Source organism: Pigmentiphaga sp. NML080357 (assembly GCF_002188465.1).
Taxonomy (GTDB): Bacteria; Pseudomonadota; Gammaproteobacteria; order Burkholderiales; family Burkholderiaceae_B; genus Pigmentiphaga.
Window position 1 is genome coordinate 1 of record NZ_NINW01000046.1, and the last position, 20,194, is coordinate 20,194.

A 20,194-nucleotide genomic window follows, 5' to 3' on the forward strand; every position below is an offset into this window, starting at 1 on the left:
GGGCCAGATCCGCGGCAGCCGACACCTGGCCTGCGTCGAGCAGGTCGACCGGCGCGACCAGGCAGGCCGACGCATCGATGCCCTCGGGCAGGCGAGGCTCGCGCCGGTCGAGCAGCACGAGATTGGCCCCTTCGCCCGCGACGGCCGCGGCCACGGCGGGCGCCGCCTTCAAGGCCGCGGACCGCGGCGCGGCCGGAGCCGCTTCCCCGGACGCCCCCTGCGGGTCGGCCGTGAACGCCAGCATGCGCAAGCAGGCCATCACAAAGCCCGCATATTCATCGGGCGCCAGCGCGAGCTCGGCCCGGCTGTGCACGGCAATGGAATAGAAAAGCTGGATCTCGTCGGCGCTGAACTGGCCAGCCAGGCGCAGGATGTCGCCTGACAACGGATCGTCGTCGGACAAGGTGGCGGGAACCCGCTGGGCCATGCCCATGCGCGACAGCATCACCGCCAGATCGGCCAGCGCCCCGGTGTACGACAGGCTTCGCGCCGCCAGTTCGTCGGCCACGCCTACCACTGCGGCCCCGTCCGCCGCGCGGATCGCATCCAGCAGCCGGACCAGGTGGCGCTGGTCGATGGTGCCCAGCATGCCGCGCACGGCCTCTTCCGACAGGTTGCCGGCGCTATAGGCGATGGCCTGGTCGGTCAGCGACAGCGCATCGCGCATGGAGCCGCGCGCCGCCTGTCCGATCAGGCGCAGCGCCGGGATTTCGAAAGGCAGCTGCTCGTGCGCCAGCACGTGCTCGAGGTGGCCGACGATGGCCTCGGGCGGCATCTGCTTGAGGTTGAACTGCAGGCAGCGGCTCAGGACCGTCACGGGGATCTTCTGCGGGTCGGTCGTGGCCAGGATGAACTTGACGTGGGGCGGCGGCTCTTCCAGCGTCTTCAGCATGGCGTTGAACGCGTGTCCCGTGAGCATGTGCACTTCGTCGATCATGTAGACCTTGAAGCGGCCCGATGTCGGCGAATAGACGGCCTGCTCGAGCAGTTGCGTCATCTCGTCCACGCCCCGGTTCGACGCGGCGTCCAGCTCCAGGTAATCGACGAAGCGACCGGCGTCGATTTCGGTGCACGCGCGGCATTGGCCGCACGGCGCCGGCGTGATGCCCGTCTCGCAATTGAGGGACTTGGCGAGGATGCGCGACAACGTGGTCTTGCCCACCCCGCGCGTACCCGTGAACAACCAGGCGTGGTGCAGCCGCTGCGTAGACAGGGCGTGCGTCAGCGCACGCACCACGTGTTCTTGTCCGACCAGCGTATCGAATGAACGCGGCCGCCATTTGCGCGCAAGCACCAGATAAGTCATGTAGCGATTGTACCCCCCCTACGCGCTTACGCGCGCCCCCCGGGGGGCGATGCGGGTGGACCGGCGGAGCCGGATCCACCGCATCCTGGGGTACTGCCAGGCTGGCCGGGAACGGCGTGCTTGCCTATCCGTGGTGGCTGCTCGATTAGGAATTAGGAACTGGGGGATGGGGATGGGAGAAGTCGCTGGTTCACTGCGCCATGCCCCTTGATCCAGGGCACCGCGGATCCGGCTCCGCCGGTCCGCCAGTGCCGCCCCTGGGGGACGCGCGCAAGCGCGTAGGGGGGGCAATAGATGGCGAGCCTGACTTCGGCACTGACGGGATACGACTATGGCTGCTTCGTTCCCGACCTGACCAGGTTCACCGCTCCGCCATGCGAAGGGGCCCGCCACTTGCAAGTGTAGCAGGTACGAGAACCTGCCGCCGGCCGCGATGCCCGTGGCAAATACCCAACGCATGCGGTCCGGTGCGGCGCGGGAAGGCGCTCCCTTGAAAAAAATCGCGCCGTCCGGACACGGACACTTGGAAAAACGGCTTTTTTGCGGTTACCATTGGTTTATCTCGGGCTCTACGCCGACCGATTCCGGCGCCTACCTGCCCCGCCCCCTCCGCGCATCGCGCACCCACGCATCGCCAAGGGGTACTCCCGTCAGGATCCGCGCATAAAAAAATTCCCCGCAGGGGTCTGGAATCCAAGCACTGCCGCCCATATATAGCTATCGAACGACATTACCTTTACCGCGCACTGCACGATTCTTCCCTGCGCTTTGCGCATACCTCCAGAAGGAAAACCATGAGCGACGCGATCAAGCACGTGAGCGACTCCAGCTTCGATGCCGACGTACTTCAAGCCAACGAACCGGTCCTGGTGGATTACTGGGCCGAATGGTGCGGTCCCTGCAAGATGATCGCGCCCATCCTGGAAGAAGCCGCCACGCAGTACAAGGGCAAGCTGACGATCGCCAAGTTGAACGTCGACGACAACAACGCCACGGCCGCCAAGTACGGCATCCGCGGCATCCCCACCCTGATGCTGTTCAAGAACGGCCAGGTGGTCGCCACCAAGGTCGGCGCGCTGTCCAAGTCGCAGCTCACCGCCTTCCTGGATAGCTCGCTATAAATCAGTAGCCACGACGGACCGGCTCCCCGCCGGTCCTTCCGATCAACCCTAACCACGCCCTCTCTTGCGCACAGGCGGTGCGCCCCGGCCTCGGGAACCAGCCCTCCGCCCCAAGAGCGACAGACTCTCTGCGCAAAGTCCTCTAACGGGGACGTGTCACCACCAAGAACTCCCCCCGGAGCTTTACCCGAGATGCATCTCAACGAACTGAAGGCGCTGCACGTATCGCAACTGCTGGAAATGGCTGCCACCCTCGAAATCGAGAACGCCAGCCGCCTGCGCAAGCAGGAACTCATGTTTGCCATCATGAAGCGGCGTGCCAAGCAGGGCGAACCGATTTTCGGCGACGGCGTGCTGGAAGTGCTGCCCGACGGCTTCGGCTTCCTGCGTTCGCCCGAAACGTCCTATCTCGCCAGCACCGACGACATCTATATCTCGCCCTCGCAGATCCGCCGTTTCAATCTGCACACCGGCGACTCCATCGAAGGCGAAGTCCGCACCCCCAAGGATGGCGAGCGCTACTTCGCGCTGGTCAAGGTGGACAAGGTCAATGGCCAGGCACCCGAGACCATGAAGCACCGCATCATGTTCGAGAACCTGACGCCGCTGCACCCGAACAAGCCGCTGCGCCTCGAACGCGACATCAAGAGCGAAGAAAACCTGACCGGCCGGATCATGGACATCTTCGCCCCCATCGGCAAGGGCCAGCGCGGCCTGCTGGTGGCAAGCCCGAAATCCGGCAAGACGGTGATGATGCAGCACATTGCGCATGCCATCACCGCCAACCATCCCGACGTCACGATGATCGTGCTGATGATCGACGAACGTCCGGAAGAAGTGACCGAAATGCAGCGCTCGGTGCGCGGCGAAGTGGTCGCCTCCACCTTCGACGAACCGGCCACCCGCCACGTGCAAGTGGCCGAGATGGTCATCGAGAAGGCCAAGCGCCTGGTCGAACTCAAGCACGACGTCGTCATCCTGCTCGACTCCATCACCCGCCTGGCCCGCGCGTACAACACCGTGGTCCCCGCCTCCGGCAAGGTGCTCACCGGCGGCGTCGACGCCAACGCCCTGCAGCGGCCCAAGCGCTTCTTCGGCGCGGCCCGCAACATCGAGGAAGGCGGTTCGCTCACCATCATCGGCACCGCGCTGATCGAGACCGGCAGCCGCATGGACGACGTGATCTACGAAGAATTCAAGGGCACCGGCAACAGCGAAGTCCACCTGGAACGCCGCCTGGCCGAGAAGCGCGTCTACCCCGCCATCAACCTGAACAAGTCCGGCACGCGCCGCGAAGAACTGCTGATCAAGCCGGACGTGCTGCAGAAGGTCTGGGTGCTGCGCAAGTTCATCTTCGACATGGACGAGATCCAGTCCATGGAATTCATCCTGGACAAGATGCGCTCGACGAAGAACAACGCCGAGTTCTTCGACATGATGAAAAAGGGCGGTTAGGGAAGCCCACCCCCTGCGCGCTGCGCGCGCCCGGAATGGTAGGCCCCCAGCCGCTACGCGGCAGCCCCCAAGGGGCCGGGCCCCGCCTTGGGGCGGCCCAGCGCCGGGTCCGGGGGGCGATGCGGGTGGACCGGCGGAGCCGGATCCGCCGCATCCCGGGGTACACCAGGCTGGTGGGGAATGGCGTTCTTTCATGCCTTTCCCTCCTGCGCAGGCCTCAACGTTTTCGGCTTTTCCTGCTCCTTGCGGCAAAACCTCGGCCGGATAAAGCGCCCGACAGCCCAAAATGATGCATTTACAGCTCAAAATGCTGTTAAATCATCGCGGTTGATTGCACAAATCCGAGAATCCCGCGATAATTCAAGGCTTAGCTCTAGAAATTGGGCACGTTGTCGGACCGGCGCTCCAGCAAAGGAAGCCGCCCTGAAGGGACGCCCGCAAGCGCAAACCTTCGTCCCGGCTGGCGACCCGCACTATCCAAGGAAGACCATGAAAGAAGGCATCCACCCCGAATACCGCGACGTCGTGTTCCAGGACCTGCAGACCGGCAGCAAGTTCATCACCCGCTCCACCCTGAACACGCGCGAAACCATCGAAATCGATGGCAAGACCTACCCGCTCTTCAAGTGCGACGTGACGTCTGAATCGCACCCGTTCTACACCGGTGCGCAGACCCGCATCGTCGAAACCGGCCGCGTCGAGAAGTTCCGCGCCCGCTTCGCCCGCACGACCGGCAAGACGTCCGCCTGAACGGCACCGTCCTCCACCAAAAAGGGCAGCCCTCGCGGCTGCCTTTTTTGTCTGGGGCGGCGCTCCGGGACACTAGAATTCGACTTATCGCCTGTTAGGTAATTCCAGCGGTTCGATGCCCACTCGCTTTCCGTCCTCGTTCTACTCGTCGATCATGCCGCCCACTCCGGCGCGGCTGACCGCGGTCGCGGCCACCAAGCTCCCGCGCTGGAGCCTGCTGGCCCTGTGCCTGCTCTACATCGTGACCGGCCTGGTCATGCGCGAGCCCTGGAAGAGCGAAGACGTCATCGGCCTGGCGCAAATGTGGAGCGCCTACGACGGCGGCTGGCAGCAATGGCTGGCGCCCGAGGCGGCGGGGGTCGCGGTATCGCAGGAGGGGCCGCTCGCCACCTGGGTCGGCGCCCTGTGCATGTGGCTGTTCTCGCCGGTGCTCGGGCACATCCTGGCGGGACGCATTCCCAACCTGATCTGGTTCGGCATCGCCAGCACCAGCCTCTGGTATGGCGCCTATCTGCTTGGCCGCCGCGCCGAGGCGCAACCGCTGGCGCTGCCCTTCGGCGGTCAGCCCGAGCCTCGCGACTACGGCCGCATGCTGGCCGATGCGGCGCTGCTCCTTCTGCTGGCCACCCTGGGCGTGCTCTGGCGCAGCCACGAAACCTCCGCCGAACCGGCCAGCCTGGCCTTTCACGCGCTCGCTTTCTACTCGCTCGCACGCATGCTCGACCACCCCCGGGCGGCGGCATTGACGCTGGGCGTGGCGCTGGGCGGGGCATTCCTGGCGCGCGGACTCCCGGCCGTGGCGCCGCCCTTGCTCGCGATTGCGCTGCTCGCCTGGCGCTGCCGGGCGCTACGCCCGGCACTGCGCTGGATCGCGCTGCTGAGCCTGCCCCTGGGCCTGGCCCTGTCGCTGGCCTGGTGGGTGCCCGCCGCCTTGCTCAAGCCGTACTGGATGAACGGCTGGTGGGAATGGAACGCCAGCGTGTTCGGCATTCTCACGCCGAAGGGGCTGTCCAGCGCGATGCGCAACATGCCCTGGTTCCTGTGGCCGACCGGCCCGCTGGCCTTGCTGGCGCTGTGGCGCTGGCGCGCCTACCTGGATTCGCCTCACGTGCAGATCCCGGGCGCCCTGGCCCTGGCGGGGCTGGTCATGCTTTGCGTGGCGCGCGAACCCGTGGACGCCGAATACATGGCGCTCGTCATCCCGTGCGCCATGCTGGGCGCGCTTGCGCTGCCCACGCTGCGCCGCGGCCTGATCAATGCCCTGGACTGGTTTGCCGTCATGGTGTTCTCGGCCGCCGCGTGCGTCGTCTGGATGGGTTGGATCGCCATCATGACCGGCGTGCCGCCGAAGATCGCCCGCAACATCGCCCGCCAGACACCGGGATTCGACGCCGACTTCTCATTGTTCGCCTTTACCGCGGCGCTGGCCGCCACCGCCGCATGGATAGCGCTCATCATCTGGCGGTTCCGCACGCGCCCGACAGGCCTGTGGCGCGGCACCGTGCTCTCGGCGGGCGGCGTGGTCGCGTGCTGGCTGCTGATCATGACGCTATGGCTGCCGTCGATCAACTACAACAAGAGCTACCGCAAGGTTTCCAGCAGCGTGGCGTTTGCCTTGGCCGAAGAGCAGGCACGCACCGGCAAGCGGGAATGCGTGCGCAGTTCCGGCCTGGGGCTGTCGCAGCGCGCCTCGTTCGCGGTCTTCGACGACCTGCGCTTCGAGCTGAGCGGCGATTGCCCGCTCGTCCTGCTGCAAGGCAATGCCAGCGTCCTGTGGAATGCGGTCCAGCGCGGCGAATATGCCGGCAGCCGCGTGCTGTGGGAAGGCACGCGCGCAGCCGAATTCCGCCGCGCGCCCGAGTTCCGCGAATACTTCATCCTGCTGCGTCCGGCCCCGCCCGGGCGTCCCGCCTCGTGAGCGCAGACGCGGCGGGCGCGCTTCCCGCCGGCTGGGGAGCAACCCTGCGCCGCATCCTGCAACAAGGCTGGCCGGTGCTGGTCGGCCAATGGGCAGGCATGGCCTTCGGCGTGCTCGACACCGCGATGACCGGCCATGCCTCTCCCGTCGCACTGGCGGCGATGGCGCTGGCCGTTTCGATCTACGTCACCGTTTTCATCGGCCTGACGGGAGTGCTGCACGCGCTGATCCCGATTGCGGCCCAGCACTTCGGCGGCCGCCGCCTGACGGACATCGGCCATGCCTGGGGCCAGGCGGTCTGGCTATCGCTCGGGTTGTCGGTGCTGGGCGGCCTGGCCATGATGTTTCCGGACGCCTGGCTGGCGATGTCGGGCGACGTGGATCCCGCCGTGCGCGGGCAGGTGCGCGGCTATCTGTATATGCTCATCCTGGCCTTGCCGGCAGCCCTGGTGTTCAGAACGGTCTACGCGCTCAATACCGCCGTATCCAGACCCAAGGTGGTGATGGCCATCAACATCGCGGGCATCGGCTTCAAGGCCCTGTTCAACTGGCTCTTCATTTACGGCAAGTTCGGCCTTCCCGCCCTGGGGGCGGTCGGCGCCGGCCTGTCCACGGCGCTGGTGTTCTGGATCAGCGTCGGGGCAAGCGCCATCGTGCTCCGCCGCGATCCGTTCTACCGCCAGTTCGGGCTGCGCATCGGGCGCCCCGACGGAAAGACGCTGGGAGAACTGCTGCGGCTGGGCGTTCCCATGGGCGCGTCATACCTGATCGAGGTCACCTCGTTCACCTTCATGGCATTGCTGGTGGCGCGCGAAGGCATCTACGCCACCGGGGGCCACCAGATCATGGCCAACCTGGTGGCGCTGTGTTTCATGATGCCGCTTGCGCTCGGCGTATCGACCGGCGCGCTCACGGCCCAGGCGATCGGCGCCGGCGATCCGTTGCGCGCGCGCCGGACGGGTTCGGCAGGGCTGGCCATCGGCACCCTGGGCGCGCTGCTGACCATCGGCGTCGTGATCCTGGCGCGCCAGCCCATCGTCCGGGCCTACACCAGCGACGCCGAGGTCGGCGCCGTGGCCGTGGGCCTGCTCGGCATGCTCGCTTTCTTCCACCTGTTCGACGCGCTGCAATGCATGACCAGCTATCTGCTGCGCGCCTACAAGGTGGCGGTGGTGCCGATGCTGATCCAGGCCGGCGCGCTATGGGGCATAGGCCTGTTCGGCGGCTGGTGGCTGGGGTTCGGGCCGGGCGCCGGCGCGCTGAGCGGCCTGGTCGCGATGCTGATGCCGGGGGCGCCTGTGGGCGCCGGCACGATGTGGCTGATGGCTGCGTTCAGCATGGCGGTGTCGGCGCTGATGCTGCAATACTGCTACTGGCGGGTTGCGGGCCGGCGCGAAACCGAACCGGCGCTCGCCTGACGGCGCGGGCGGCGAAATGCCCCGTCCCTGCCGCTACACGCGCAGGAAATGCTCGCGGTAGTACTTGAGCTCGTCGATGGACTCGTAGATGTCGGCCAGCGCCTCGTGCCGGCTTTTCTTCTCGAACCCCTTGTAGATCTCGGGCTTCCAGCGCCGGCACAGTTCCTTCAGGGTGCTGACGTCCAGGTTGCGGTAGTGGAAGAATGCCTCCAGGCGCGGCATGTAGCGCACCATGAAGCGGCGATCCTGGCTGATGGTATTGCCGCACAGCGGCGATTTGCCGGCCGGCACGTACCGGGCAAGGAACTCGAGCAGGATGTCCTCGGCCTGCGCCTCGGTCAGTGAGGAAGCCTTCACTTTGTCGATGAGGCCGCTCCGGCCGTGCGTCGCCTTGTTCCAGGCGTCCATGCCGTCGAGCAACGCGTCCGGCTGGTGCAGCACGAGCACCGGCCCCTCGGCGACCACCTCGAGCTGGGCGTCGGTCACCACCACCGCGACTTCGATGATGCGTTCCTTTTCCGGGTCCAGGCCGGTCATTTCCATGTCGAGCCAAACCAGGTGATTTTCGTTCAACGCCATATAATCGGTGCTCCGGAGCTATGCATAGTCGCACGCGCAGCGCCACGGCTGCCGCGCGCGCATAAATGGCAATTTTCTCACAGGCTGGCGCTTCCGCTCCCCCGAGCGCATTCCGGGAGCGCGTCCGGACTTGTGCGTACGCCCACTGACAACGAGCCGCCATCGTGTTTACCCTGCTGTTCGTCTTCATGCTGCTGGCGGGGGTCGCCACCCGCCTGTGGCTCGCGACCCGCCAGACGCGCCACGTCGCCCGCCATCGCGACCGGGTGCCCGCCGAGTTCGCGGACCGCATAGGCGAGGCCAGCCATCGCCGCGCGGCCGACTACACCCTCGCGCGCATCCGCTTCGACGCCGTGGCCCTAGTCTTCGATACCGCGGTCCTTGTCGGCCTGACGCTGCTGGGCGGACTGCAGGCGCTGAACGAACTGGCCGCCGCCCTGGCCTCGTCCGACTTCGTCCGGCAGTTGCTGCTGGTCGGCATGGTGGCGGCCTTGCTGGCGGTGCTGGACCTGCCCTTCACCCTGTGGCGGCAGTTCGTGCTCGAAGCCAGGTTCGGGTTCAACCGCATGACCTTCCGCCTGTTCGCGGCCGATACCGTAAAGGGCGTCGCGCTGGCGTTGCTGTTCGGCTTGCCGCTGCTGTCGGCGCTGCTCTGGCTCATGGCGGAAGCCGGGCGCTACTGGTGGCTCTGGGGCTGGGGCCTGTGGGTCGTGTTCAACCTTTTCGTCATGCTGCTTTTTCCGACAGTGATCGCACCGCTGTTCAACAAGTTCACGCCGCTGGCCGACCAGGCGCTGGCCGACCGGATCCAGGCGCTCGCTCGCCGGACCGGCTTCGCCCTGAACGGCCTGTTCGTCATGGACGGCTCCAAACGCTCCGCGCACGGCAACGCCTACTTCACCGGCCTGGGAAAAAGCAAGCGCATCGTCTTCTTCGACACGCTGCTGGCGCGCCTGGCGCCCGAGGAAATCGAAGCCGTGCTCGCGCACGAGCTGGGTCACTTCAAGCACCGCCACATCGCCAAGCGGCTGACCTTCGGCTTCGGCATCTCGCTCCTCTTCTTCGCGCTGCTGGGCTGGCTGTCCCAGCAAGTCTGGTTCTACACCGGCCTGGGTGTCCTGCCCTTGCTCGACGGCCGCAACGACGCCCTCGCCCTCATCCTGTTCTTCCTCGTGGCGCCGGTATTCACATTCGCCTTCATCCCGGTGGCGAGCTGGTATTCGCGCAAGCACGAGTTCGAAGCCGACCGCTACGCCAGCGAGCAGACCGATCCCGCCAACCTGGTCTCGGCGCTCGTCAAGCTGTACGACGACAATGCGGCCACGCTCACTCCCGACCCCGTGCATTCGGCCTTCTACGACTCGCATCCGCCCGCCAGCATACGCATCGGCAGGCTGCGCCCGAAGCCGCATGCCGCATGAGGTTTCTTCACGCTAACCCGGCCACGCAGGCCGAAAACTTCGATCCTCTCCAGGAACAGGCATGAATCGCGTATTGAGTCTTGAGCAGTTGCGTGGGGGCCGCTGCGTGCCCATGAAGAACCGCCTCCCCATGAGCTCGGCCCACATCGACGAGCAGATCCACGTACTGCCCATCTGGGCGCGCCACGACAACGCCCTCGTACGCGATTACGAATTCAGGGACTATCCGCAGACCATCGCGTTCGTGAACGCCGTCGCCGGGGTCGCCAACCAGGAGGATCACCATCCCGAGCTGCTGGTGAACTACGGCAAGGTGCGCGTCAGCTACACCACGCACGCGATAGGCGGCATCTCCATCAACGATTTCATCTGTGCGGCCAAGATAGACGCGCTCTACGAATCATGAAGCCGCGGCGCGCGCCCGCACAGGCCGGCGCCGGCCTCCGGGGCCGGGTCGTGGCCGCCTTCGGGCGCCATTTCACGGTCGAGTTCGACGACGGATCGACCCGGCAATGCTATCCGCGCGGCAAGAAGGGCACGGCAGCCGTGGGCGACTGGGTCATGGTTGCGCCGGAGGGGCCGGCTGAAGGGGCGATCCAGTCGGTCCTCCCGCGCCGCAACCTGCTCTATCGGTCCGACGAGATGCGGACCAAGCAGTTCGCCGCCAACGTCGACCTGCTGCTCATCGTCGTCGCCACCGAACCGGATTTCTCCGACGACCTGGTCGGCCGAGCCCTGGTGGGCGCGCGCAACGCCGACGTCGAACCCGTCGTAGTGCTGAACAAGATCGACCGCCCCGCCGGCCTCCCCGCCGCCCGAGCCAGGCTCGCCCCCATCGCGGCGCTCGACGTGCCGGTGCTCGAACTCAGCGCCCGCGACGCGGCCGCGACCCGCGCTCTCCTGGCGCCGAGGCTGGCCGGCCGCACCACCCTGCTGCTGGGCCAGAGCGGCATGGGTAAATCCACACTGCTCAATGCCCTGGTACCCGGCGCCGCCGCGGCCACCCAGGAGCACTCGCAGGCGCTGGGAGCCGGCAAGCACACGACCACCAGCACCCGCCTCTACCACCTCCCGGCGGACGTGGCCGCGCGGGCGGACCTGATCGATTCGCCGGGTTTCCAGGCCTTCGGCCTGCAGCATCTGGACGCATCCCAGATCGTCGACGGTTTCCCGGAATTCGCTCCCTACCTGGGCAAATGCCGCTTCTATAACTGCACCCACACGCACGAGCCCGGATGCGCCGTGCTCGGCGCCCTGGAGGAAGGCCGGATCGCTCCCCAACGGCATGCGCTGTACCGGCGGCTGCTGGACGACATGCAACTGGGCCAGCGCTATTGAGCGCTTAAAGCCTGAAGAAATATTCGATCAGCAAAACAATCGTTTGGCGTTATGGTGATCGGCGTTACGCTGGACACGGCCCATCCGGGCCGCCTTCGACGCCCCTTCAGGAGCATCCCGTGGCCTACGCGGCAATCCGGAAATTGATCGAAAAACTGTCCAGCCAACCCGACATGCACGCCGCGCTCAGCCTGGCCAGCGACGGCACCGTGCTCGGCAGGTTTTACGAATTCGAACTGGCCAGCGGCTTCCAGCCGGTCATCCGGCTCGATACCCGCAATCCCGTGGGCTATGACGCCTACGCCCGTTCGCACGCGACGGACGGCGACGTCATCAGCCCGTGGGGACTGTTCTCGCGGGCGGCCGACGACGCGACGCTGGTGCGGCTCGACCGCTTGTGCCGCCTGGTCCATACGCTGAATTACTTCTCGCAGGCCGATGCCGAATTGCCGCTCTACCTGCGCGTCCACGGCAGACTGCTGGCGGCCATCACGCAGGATCATGGGCAGGCATTCCGCCGGATGATCGAAGCCCTGGGCATCCCGCCCTCGCGCATCGTGCTGCAACTGCCGGCCGAGGCTGCGCGGGACGTGCTGCTGGCCGGCGTCATCCTCGGCAACTACAAGAAAGCCGGCTTCCAGGCCGGCGTGCACGCCAACGACGCCAGCGAGGCGCAATCGCTGCTGCACCTGCATGCGCCCGACGTCATCAAGCTCGATGTCCGCACGATCGCCGATCCGGAGCGGGAACTGCCGCCCCTCTTGCAGGCCGCTTCCGCGCTTTCCAGCCGCGTGGTGTTCAAGCGCGTGGAAGATGAAGCCACGCTGGAGCGGCTTGCAAGCCTGGGCGCCCGGTATGCGCAAGGCTATCTGTTCGGGCTGCCTTCGGCGTCGATCGGCAAGGTGCCGGCCGCCCGCGCCAACGGCTGAGAAGCCGTCCCGTGGCGGCCCGGCCCCGTCGAGCCGCGCCGCTCCCTAGCCGCGCTGCAGCAGGTCCGACATGTCGTCCGCGTGTTCTTCCTCGACCGCCAGGATCTCCTCCAGCATGCGCCGGGTCGTAGGGTCCTTGTCGGCGAGGTAGCGGATCATGGCTCGATAGCTGTCGATGGCGATGCGCTCGGCCACCAGGTTCTCCTTGATCATGCTCTCGAGCGTATCGGCCTCGACGTACTGCGAGTGGCTGCGGTCGAGCATGCCGGCGGGCGAGAAGTCCGGGGCGCCACCCAGCTGGACGATGCGCTGCGCGATCTGGTCGGCGTGCTGTTGCTCCTGGGCCGCATGCTCGGCGAACTCCGCGGCCACCGGGTCGGCATGGATGCCGCGGGCCATGAAATAGTGGCGCTTGTAGCGCAGCACACAGACCAGTTCCGTGGCCAGCGCCTCATTGAGCATCTTCAGCACCGCCTCGCGATCCGCGCCATAGTCTTCCGTGACGGCGCCGTCGTCCAGATGTTCGCGCGCCCGGGCGCGAATGGCTTCCACGTCGATCGAGAACTTCTGGGCACTGGGGGCTTGCGGCTTCAACGCCTGTTCCATGTTCCTCTCCTTTCACGAGTAAACCTCGATCCAGGATAGACCGCGCACCGCGCGCGCGTTGTAACAACAACTCTCCGCCGCCCCTAGGCAGGCGGAGGATGCGCGGCCCGCGTGCGGGAGACTCTGGCCTGCGGCGACCGGCGGGCGAGCGCCGCCGGTTACACCTGGACACGCGGCGACGCGGTGCCGGCGCGCGTCCAGGACATGGCAGGACCGGGAACGGCAATCAGAAGGTCAGCCGCACGCCCATGATGATGTTGCGGCCCATCAGCGGCGCGGCGTTCTTGATGAACGACGTATGCCGGTAGGCGAGCTTGTTGGTGAGGTTGTTGGCGCGCACGTAGATCTGATAGCGGCTGCCGCCGGCGCGGCCCTCGTAGGCGGCGCCGAGATTGAGCATGGCATAGCCCGGGGTTTCGGTCTCGAATTCGGCGACCTTGTCCTGGCGTCCCACGTACGACAGTTCGACATCGCCGCTCCAGGCCTGCCACTTGGCGTCCAGGCGGGTGCCCACGCGGTACGCGGGAATGCGCGGCAGGTTGCCGCCGCCGTCGAGGCGCGCCCGCACGTAGTCGCCCATCAGCGAAACCGCGAATATCTTGTTGATCTGGTGCCGGACCTGCGCCTCCAGCCCGGTGAAGGTGGCGTCATGCTGCGTGTACTCCAGCAATTGGAGGCTTTGGTAGACATCCAGCGTGCGGCCGTAGATGAAGTTGTCGACCTTGTTCCGGAATACCGATACCGAGAACGTGGTCGGGCCGGCGAACTTGCGCAGCGTGAGGTCGATATTGTTGGAGGTTTCCTTCTTGAGGTTGACGTTGCCCACCTCATAAGTGGAGGTGGCAAGGTGCAGGCCGTTGGCATAGAGCTCTTCCGCGGTCGGCAGGCGCTGCGAACGCGAAATCGACATGCCCAGCGAATACGACGGGGCGAACTTCCATACCGCCCCGCCGGACACGGAGGTGCCCCGGTGCCGGGTATCGGGCGAATCGCCCTGCGCCTCGATGCGCTGCCATTCATGGCGCAACCCGCCCTCGAAGCGCCAGTTGCCGACGGTGTACTCCTCGAGCGCGAATATGCCGTTGTTGCGCGTGATGGTGGGCTGCACATAGGCTTCTTCGCCCAGCGCGCTGAAGTCGCGGCGCGTCGTCTGCGCGCCGATCACGCCACGCAAGCCGCCTATGGGCGCGTGCTCGAGTTCCACGCGGCCATCGTGCGCCTTGTTCTTGAAGGTGGTGGCAATCGTGTCGCCCTCGATCTCGTCATGCTGGTAGTCGGTGAAGCCGGCGCGCGCGCGTAGCCTGGTGAAACCGGCGAAAGGATCGCGCAGTTCACCGCGCACGTCCCAGCGCTGGCTGCGCAGCTTCACGAAGGGCACGCCGTGGCTGTCGCCTTCATCGCCGTGGTCGTGATCGTGGCCATCCTCGTCGCCATGCTCGTGCTCGTGATCGTGGCCGTCGTCGGGGCAGTGCAGGTGCGCGCCGTGCGTGTGGCAGCCCTCGTAGGCATGGTCGTGGCCGGGTAGGCCATAGCGGTTGCGCTGGCTGGTATAGGCCAGCCCGATGTAGCCGCGGTCGCCTACCCAGGACAGGCCTACGCTGCCGGTCTCGGTATGGTTGTACGAGCCGTCCACGCGGCTGCCGCCGGCCCAGCCGCGGCCCACCTTGTAGTCGTTGGCGTTGCGCTTGAGTCCCTCGGCGTGGAAGACCAGGCCCTTGCCGCCGGTGGTCAGCTCGAAAGCCCCCGTGGTTTCGCGCGGACCGGTTGCCCCGCGCAATTCCACGCTGCCTTCCACGGCCTTGTCCGGCATCTCGGTGGGAATCTTGTTGTCGAGCACGTTGACCACGCCGCCTACGGCCCCGCCTCCGTACAACAGCGCCGCCGGCCCGCGCAGCACTTCCACCCGCTGCGACAGCATGGGCTCCAGGCCCACCGCGTGATCGGGGCTGATGGTGGAAGCGTCCTGGACCTCGGCGCCATCTGATACGACCTTGACTCGCGCGCCATCCATGCCCCGGATGATGGGACGGCTGGCGCCGGCGCCGAAATGGGACGAAGTGATGCCGGGCTCCCGCTCCAGCGTCTCGCCCAGCGTGGCGGCGCGCTTGGTCAACAGCTCGTCTTCGTCGAGCACGGTAACCGGAGCCGCCAAGTCTTGCGCGCCGCGCGACAAGGGCGTGGCCGACACGGTCACCTCCTTGAGGATCTGCGGCGCGGCATCGGCGGGCGACGCCGACTGGGCCCAGGCGGCTGCAGGAAGCCCCCCCCAGGAAACGCTCATCAATGCCAATACGAGGGGATTCAGCCTTCCCAACATCACGGTTCCTTTCTTCATGAATGGCGCAAGAAAATGCCCTCGCGCCAGGCCCTTCGGGTCGTCGCCGCCCCCCGCGGGGCGCTTGCCTTGGGACGACCCGGCAGCAAAAAAGCCGCTCCAGCCGGCATGGCAACCCATGCCCGCCGAGAGCGGCATTCTTGCTCAAAACCGAAGTTAGTGCAACTCTATTGCATATGCATGGCTGTTGCACATAAGGAACTTCGCGAAAGCGGAATCAAAACGCGGAGCAATGTCCCCCGCTGGGCGCCTGTCCCGAGCCTATGGCGAGGATGGCGGGTTCCTTCCGATGGTTGACCGGACTGGAGTGGGTCCAATCCCAGGCGAAGAAAACGATGAGCACTGCCCAGAAAAGCACGATGGCGGAAGCGCGGGAAGTCATGTCCATACCCTCTCGTTCAAACGCCCAGGCGGCGGCGCAGGCGCACGCCGATCAGCGAACCGGCAAACGCCAGCGCGACCCAGATCCAGCCGTGCAGGCTGCCAGTGGAAATGCCGCTGACCATGGCCCCCACATTGCAGCCGAATGCCAGCCGCGAGCTGTAGCCCAGCAGGAAACCCGCCACCAGCACGGCCGCCCACTGGCGGCCCGTCAGCGGCTTGCCGCTGGATGGCCTGCGCGCGGCGATCCACAACGCGCCGGCCATGATGCCGATGTTGGTGATCGAGGTGACGTCCAGGAATACGCTTTGCTCGAGCGTGCGCAGATTACCCGCCTGGCCCCAGAAGGCATTGGCGGCGGGATCGAACACCCCGGCCGCCGTCGCCACCTTGGCGGCCCACAGGCCGAAGCCGTAGACGACTCCCCAGGGCTGGCCGGCCACCACCAGATTGGCCACTGCCAGCAGGGCCAGGCCGATGCCGGCCAGCAGCAGCTTGCGGTTCCACGGCGCGGGCGCGGCCACGCCGCCCTTGCGGCTCCAGACCCAGGCCGCCAGGCCGCAAGCGACCAGGCCGGCGAAGGTCGCCGCCAGTGCGCCGCCCGCGCCCCAGTCTCGAACCAGGCTGACTGGCGCCACGGCGCCCAGCGACAGCCAGCCGTGCAGATGCACCGACCCCAGGAAGCTGCCCAGCGCGAACAGCGGCAGCACTCCCATGTTCAGCGGAATACCCAGTCCGGCCTTGTACAGCGTGCCCGAGCCGCAGCCATCGGCGATTTGCATCGTGATGCCGAACACGAAGGCGCCTATCAGGAGGCTGATGCTGGGCGGCCCCAGGGCCGCGGCCAGGTCGCCGGGAAAGCTCGCCAGGAGCGGAATGGATATGCCGGCGGCCACGGCCAGCAGCACGATCTGGGCGAACACGCCGCTGGCGTCGCGGGCCTCGATCAGCCGGCGCCAGCCGGTGGTGAAACCGAAGCGCGCGCCGGCCAGGAGGCCGCCCATGCCCAGGCCGATGACGAACAGCACGGACTGCCGCACAGTCACGAACCAGGCCAGCGCCAGTACGGCAAGCACGATGGCCACCGTCAGCGGCCAGCGCGCGCGGCCCGGTGCCGACGCGCCAATGGAGGAAACGGCGGGCGAAGCCGCCGGAGGAAATGTCGCTTGCATCAGGGGGTTCCTCTACGACTTGCCGAACAGTTTCTTGAATTTGTCCGCGATCTGGCTGGCCCGCCCCGGCGCATTGTCCATGGGCAGGGCCTGGTCGGCATTGGTCCAGTCGGCCAGCGATTCCGGGTACATGCGAATGTTCGGCAACCCCGCCAGTTCCGACAGCGCGAACCAGTCCGTGGCGGCCCAGTGGCCGGTATTGCAGAACGCGATGTTGTCGCCGGCCACGTCCGGGAACTCCCGGGCCGCGATCGCGCGGGCCTCGGCGGCCGACACGATCTGGGTGCTGCCGGGCGCGAACCAGACGCTGTGCGGAACGTTCTGCGCCCCGTGGATGGTGCCGGGGACCGAGGCGGTCGGCGCCTTGACCAGCCCTTCGAAGAAATTCTTGGGACGCGCGTCGATCAACCGGGTATCGCTCTTGTCTATGCCCGCCAGCACGTCGGCCTGGGTAGCGATGATGGCCGTGTTCAGACGCGGCTCGTACTGGCTGGGCGCGGGCTGGGCCGGCGCATCGTGGCTCAGGGGCTGTTGCGTCTGCTTCCACGCCTGCATGCCGCCGTTCAGGACGGACAGACGGGTCAGGCCGAGGTACTTGAGCGTCCAGTACACGCGGGCGGCGGCGCCGAAGTCGGTCACATCCGCGCCCGAGGACACCACCACGGCATGCCGCTCCGGCGTCAGGCCGAGCTTGCGGACCTGGGCGGTCAGCTTGTCCAGCGGCGGCAGCGTGCCGGGGCTGTTGGCCGGCCCGCGCCACGAGCCGTAGGGAGCGGACAAGGCGCCCGGAATGTGTCCCTGCGCGTAATCGGCCGGCGGCCGGATATCGATGACCGTGACCGAGGGCGAGGCCAGCGTCGCTTTCAGCTCGTCGGGCGACAGGATGGGAGAAGTGGCCGCATGGGCGCCGGCTTGCGCGGCAAAAGCGATCAGCCAGGCGGAAAAGATGGCGAGGATTCTCATGATGGTTGCGCGCGGCGCGCAAAGGGTGGGCATCCTGAGAATTTTAAGGTCTGGCCACGCGGAGGCTCAGACGAAGTATCCATATTCATATAACACTAAGTTATATGATAAGCACGAGAACATAGCTCCTGGTCATGCTTCCCGTGCCCGGCCAGCGACGCCGGGTCGCGGCGCCCCGGCAGCCCTCGAGGCTGCCGGGCAGCGACTGAAGACCGTCTCAGGCCGTTACGTGAAAGCCCACGCGGCCGAGATTCTGCATCTCGAGCTCGACCCAGGTGCCCGCCACGAGGGCCTCGGCGGCGCTGGCGCCGCCGGCCATCACGATGGAACCCTCGGGCAGGATCTCGCCGGCCTGCGCCACCAGGCGCGCGGCCGCGACCAGCGAGCGCACGGGATGGCCCAGGATGGCGGCGGTGGTGCCGACCTGCTGGGCCTTGCCATTGCACGACATGATCAGGCCCAGGTTGGAGAAGTCGATGCTGGGCTTGTGCCAGGCGCCCAGCACCACACCCGACGACGAGGCGTTGTCCGCCACGACGTCTTCCAGCGAGAATTTGAAGGCCTTGTAGCGCGAATCGATGATCTCCAGCGCCGGGGCGATGGCCTCGACGGCATCCAGGGCCTCGAGCGGCGACACCATGCCCGACAGCGGCTTGCGCAGCAGGAAGGCGATCTCGGGCTCGACGCGCGGGTGCACGCGGGTCGACAGCTTGAGCTCGCCGCCCTCGTCCACGCGCATGTCATGCGTCAGGCGGCCCCAGATCATGTCGTGCACGCCCATCTGAACCATCTTGGCACGGCTGGTGAAACCCATCTTCATGCCGATGCGGCGATGGCCGCGGTCGATGCGGCGCTGGATCAGCATGCGCTGCACTTCATAGGCCTCGGCCAGCGTGAGCGGACGGCGCTCGACGAACTGTTCGGCGGCGCGCGGCGTGCTGGCGGCTTCGTCCAGCTCGCGGGCCACTTCGGGTAGGGACAACAGCGGACCGCTCATGCTTGCTCCTTGGCGCCAAATACCGCGCGCACCGAGCCCAGCCCGGCTATGCGCGCTTCCAGAATTTCCTCTCCCCGCACCGCGACCATGGGGCCCAGCGCACCGCTCAGCACCACGTCGCCGGCGCGCAGCGGATTGCCCCGCTCGGCCATCTTGCGCGCCAGCCACAGCGCGGCGTTCAACGGATGGCCCAGGCACGCTGCGCCGGCGCCGATCGACACCTGGTCGCCGTTGCGCTCCATGACCATGCCGCACAGGCGGGCGTCGAAGTCACCCAGCTTGACCGGGCGGTTGCCCAGCACGAACAGGCCCGACGAGGCATTGTCGGCAATGGTGTCGACGATGCTGATCTTCCAGTTGGCGATGCGGCTGTCGACGATCTCGATGGCCGGCACGGCATAGGCGACCGAGGAAATCAGTTCGGCCATGGTGGCCAGGGGCTGGGTCAGGTCGCGCTCCATGACGAAGGCGATCTCGGCCTCGACCTTGGGCTGGATCAGCGTCGACAGCGGCACCTCCTCGCCGTCGCACACCGACATGTCGGCGAACAGCATGCCGTAGTCGGGCTGGTCCACGCCCAGCTGCGCCTGCACCGCCTTGGAGGTCAGGCCGATCTTGCGGCCCACCAGGCGGCGGCCCTGCTGGATCCAGTGATCGGTGTTGGCCTGCTGCACCGCGTAAGCGGCGTCCAAGTCGCCGGCCGGCAATTGATCGCGAATCGGATCGATGGCGACGCGGCTTTCATGAGCATTGCGCAAGCGCTGCGCAAGCCCGGCGATCGCCTCGGCGGCAACGCCTCCTTGTCCTATCTGCCCCATGGGTAGTCCTGTTGAAAGTTGAAGAAAAAACACCTTTATGCCGTATACGTACGAATATACGGGAGAAAACGGAACTTCGGCAACGGCGGCCCGCTCATTGCGCCACCCCCGCCATGAGTTTCAGGCATTTGATGAACAACGCCCGGTACTCGGGCGGCAGCACCGCGATGATGGCGTCTTCCACGTCCTTGTCGCGCGGCAGCACGCGCTCCAGCACGTCCACGCCGGCCTGCGTGATCGTCACCGAATAGGCTCGCTTGTCGTCCGCCGAGCGCCGGCGCTTCAGATACCCCTTCTTCACCAGGCGGTTGATCATGTCGGCCAGCGAATTGCGGTCGAGCGCGATGTCTTCGGCCAGCTGGTTCTGGGTGGCGCCCGGATGCTTGCAGACGGTGATCAGCAGCGCCTTCTGGCGCGGCGTCAGGTCCTCGTCGTGGAAGGTCTGCATGAACAGGGCCTCGGCGCGAAAATGCGCGCGCCGCAGCAGGTGCGACACGACGTCCGTGAGCTCGAACGCCCGCACGGCATCCGTGCAAGGCACGGTTTCCGGTTCGGGAGACGGCGCGGCGGGCGGGCGTCGCAAGGCGGAGGATCGGGTCATGGTGGCGAGCCGGAGCGGACTTGAGATCTTAACTGATGTCGCGCGCCCGGCCAGCGGCGCCCTGGCGTTTCTTCGAACCGGCTATG

19 protein-coding genes and 1 other RNA gene are annotated in these 20,194 nt (G+C 66.7%); 9 read left to right on the forward strand and 11 right to left on the reverse strand.

Annotated elements, in window-relative coordinates; translation table 11 throughout:
* Nucleotides 1-1,306: DNA polymerase III subunit gamma/tau (gene dnaX / locus CDO44_RS20845; RefSeq protein ID WP_144389563.1), on the reverse strand; the 1,306-nt coding region annotated here is incomplete at its 3' end.
* Between the two features lie 293 nt (nucleotides 1,307-1,599).
* Nucleotides 1,600-1,697, reverse strand: an RNA gene (gene ffs, locus CDO44_RS20850) — signal recognition particle sRNA small type.
* 403 nt (nucleotides 1,698-2,100) lie between these two features.
* On the opposite strand from ffs, the gene trxA reads away from it, so the two are divergent.
* From trxA to CDO44_RS20875, 5 genes are all read left to right on the forward strand, one after another.
* Nucleotides 2,101-2,427 (forward strand): thioredoxin TrxA, encoded by a 327-nt coding sequence (trxA, locus tag CDO44_RS20855; RefSeq protein WP_087782215.1) that lies wholly within the window; start codon nucleotides 2,101-2,103, stop codon nucleotides 2,425-2,427.
* Between the two features lie 192 nt (nucleotides 2,428-2,619).
* Nucleotides 2,620-3,882: a transcription termination factor Rho gene (gene rho / locus CDO44_RS20860; RefSeq protein WP_087782216.1), complete on the forward strand. Its 1,263-nt coding sequence runs from the start codon at nucleotides 2,620-2,622 to the stop codon at nucleotides 3,880-3,882.
* Between the two features lie 489 nt (nucleotides 3,883-4,371).
* On the forward strand, nucleotides 4,372-4,632 hold the full coding sequence (locus tag CDO44_RS20865; RefSeq protein ID WP_087782217.1) for a type B 50S ribosomal protein L31: 261 nt from the start codon (nucleotides 4,372-4,374) through the stop codon (nucleotides 4,630-4,632).
* 115 nt (nucleotides 4,633-4,747) lie between these two features.
* Nucleotides 4,748-6,550, forward strand: coding sequence for a glycosyltransferase family 39 protein (locus CDO44_RS20870; protein ID WP_233146294.1), 1,803 nt, complete (start codon nucleotides 4,748-4,750; stop codon nucleotides 6,548-6,550).
* Entirely contained in the window at nucleotides 6,547-7,968 is a 1,422-nt protein-coding gene (locus CDO44_RS20875) for an MATE family efflux transporter (protein ID WP_087782218.1), read from the forward strand. Before CDO44_RS20870 ends, CDO44_RS20875 begins: the two co-directional genes overlap by 4 nt.
* A 33-nt stretch (nucleotides 7,969-8,001) precedes the next feature.
* Here the strand turns inward: CDO44_RS20875 and orn are convergent, their stop codons facing one another.
* Nucleotides 8,002-8,547, reverse strand: a complete 546-nt coding sequence (gene orn, locus CDO44_RS20880; RefSeq protein WP_087782219.1) for an oligoribonuclease — start codon at nucleotides 8,545-8,547, stop codon at nucleotides 8,002-8,004.
* Nucleotides 8,548-8,735: 188 nt separating this feature from the next.
* On the opposite strand from orn, the gene CDO44_RS20885 reads away from it, so the two are divergent.
* From CDO44_RS20885 to CDO44_RS20900, 4 genes are all read left to right on the forward strand, one after another.
* On the forward strand, nucleotides 8,736-9,968 hold the full coding sequence (locus CDO44_RS20885; RefSeq protein WP_087782322.1) for a M48 family metallopeptidase: 1,233 nt from the start codon (nucleotides 8,736-8,738) through the stop codon (nucleotides 9,966-9,968).
* 61 nt (nucleotides 9,969-10,029) lie between these two features.
* Nucleotides 10,030-10,374: a 4a-hydroxytetrahydrobiopterin dehydratase gene (locus tag CDO44_RS20890; protein ID WP_198951411.1), complete on the forward strand. Its 345-nt coding sequence runs from the start codon at nucleotides 10,030-10,032 to the stop codon at nucleotides 10,372-10,374.
* Nucleotides 10,371-11,306, forward strand: a complete 936-nt coding sequence (gene rsgA / locus CDO44_RS20895) for a ribosome small subunit-dependent GTPase A (RefSeq protein WP_087782221.1) — start codon at nucleotides 10,371-10,373, stop codon at nucleotides 11,304-11,306. The genes CDO44_RS20890 and rsgA overlap by 4 nt, the downstream gene beginning before the upstream one ends.
* A gap of 119 nt (nucleotides 11,307-11,425) precedes the next feature.
* A complete protein-coding gene (locus CDO44_RS20900) occupies nucleotides 11,426-12,235 on the forward strand; it encodes an EAL domain-containing protein (protein ID WP_087782222.1) in 810 nt (269 codons plus the stop codon).
* Nucleotides 12,236-12,280: 45 nt separating this feature from the next.
* Here CDO44_RS20900 and CDO44_RS20905 read toward each other — a convergent pair whose 3' ends face one another.
* From CDO44_RS20905 to CDO44_RS20935, 8 genes are all read right to left on the reverse strand, one after another.
* Nucleotides 12,281-12,841 carry a bacterioferritin gene (locus CDO44_RS20905; protein WP_087782223.1) on the reverse strand — a complete coding sequence of 187 codons (561 nt, stop codon included), beginning with the start codon at nucleotides 12,839-12,841 and terminating at the stop codon, nucleotides 12,281-12,283.
* Between the two features lie 226 nt (nucleotides 12,842-13,067).
* Nucleotides 13,068-15,158, reverse strand: coding sequence for a TonB-dependent receptor domain-containing protein (locus CDO44_RS20910; protein WP_087782323.1), 2,091 nt, complete (start codon nucleotides 15,156-15,158; stop codon nucleotides 13,068-13,070).
* 235 nt (nucleotides 15,159-15,393) lie between these two features.
* The gene (locus tag CDO44_RS27685; protein ID WP_158213368.1) at nucleotides 15,394-15,564 is read right to left on the reverse strand and encodes a hypothetical protein; all 171 of its coding nucleotides are present in this window, start codon (nucleotides 15,562-15,564) and stop codon (nucleotides 15,394-15,396) included.
* Between the two features lie 10 nt (nucleotides 15,565-15,574).
* A complete protein-coding gene (locus CDO44_RS20915; protein WP_087782224.1) occupies nucleotides 15,575-16,729 on the reverse strand; it encodes a YeeE/YedE thiosulfate transporter family protein in 1,155 nt (384 codons plus the stop codon).
* Nucleotides 16,730-16,741: 12 nt separating this feature from the next.
* Nucleotides 16,742-17,692, reverse strand: a complete 951-nt coding sequence (locus tag CDO44_RS20920; protein ID WP_198951412.1) for a sulfurtransferase — start codon at nucleotides 17,690-17,692, stop codon at nucleotides 16,742-16,744.
* Between the two features lie 217 nt (nucleotides 17,693-17,909).
* Entirely contained in the window at nucleotides 17,910-18,689 is a 780-nt protein-coding gene (locus CDO44_RS20925) for a 2-keto-4-pentenoate hydratase (RefSeq protein WP_087782225.1), read from the reverse strand.
* A complete protein-coding gene (locus CDO44_RS20930; RefSeq protein ID WP_087782226.1) occupies nucleotides 18,686-19,507 on the reverse strand; it encodes a 2-keto-4-pentenoate hydratase in 822 nt (273 codons plus the stop codon). Before CDO44_RS20930 ends, CDO44_RS20925 begins: the two co-directional genes overlap by 4 nt.
* A 94-nt stretch (nucleotides 19,508-19,601) precedes the next feature.
* Nucleotides 19,602-20,108, reverse strand: a complete 507-nt coding sequence (locus tag CDO44_RS20935; protein WP_087782227.1) for a MarR family winged helix-turn-helix transcriptional regulator — start codon at nucleotides 20,106-20,108, stop codon at nucleotides 19,602-19,604.
* Between the last annotated feature and the right edge of the window lie 86 nt (nucleotides 20,109-20,194).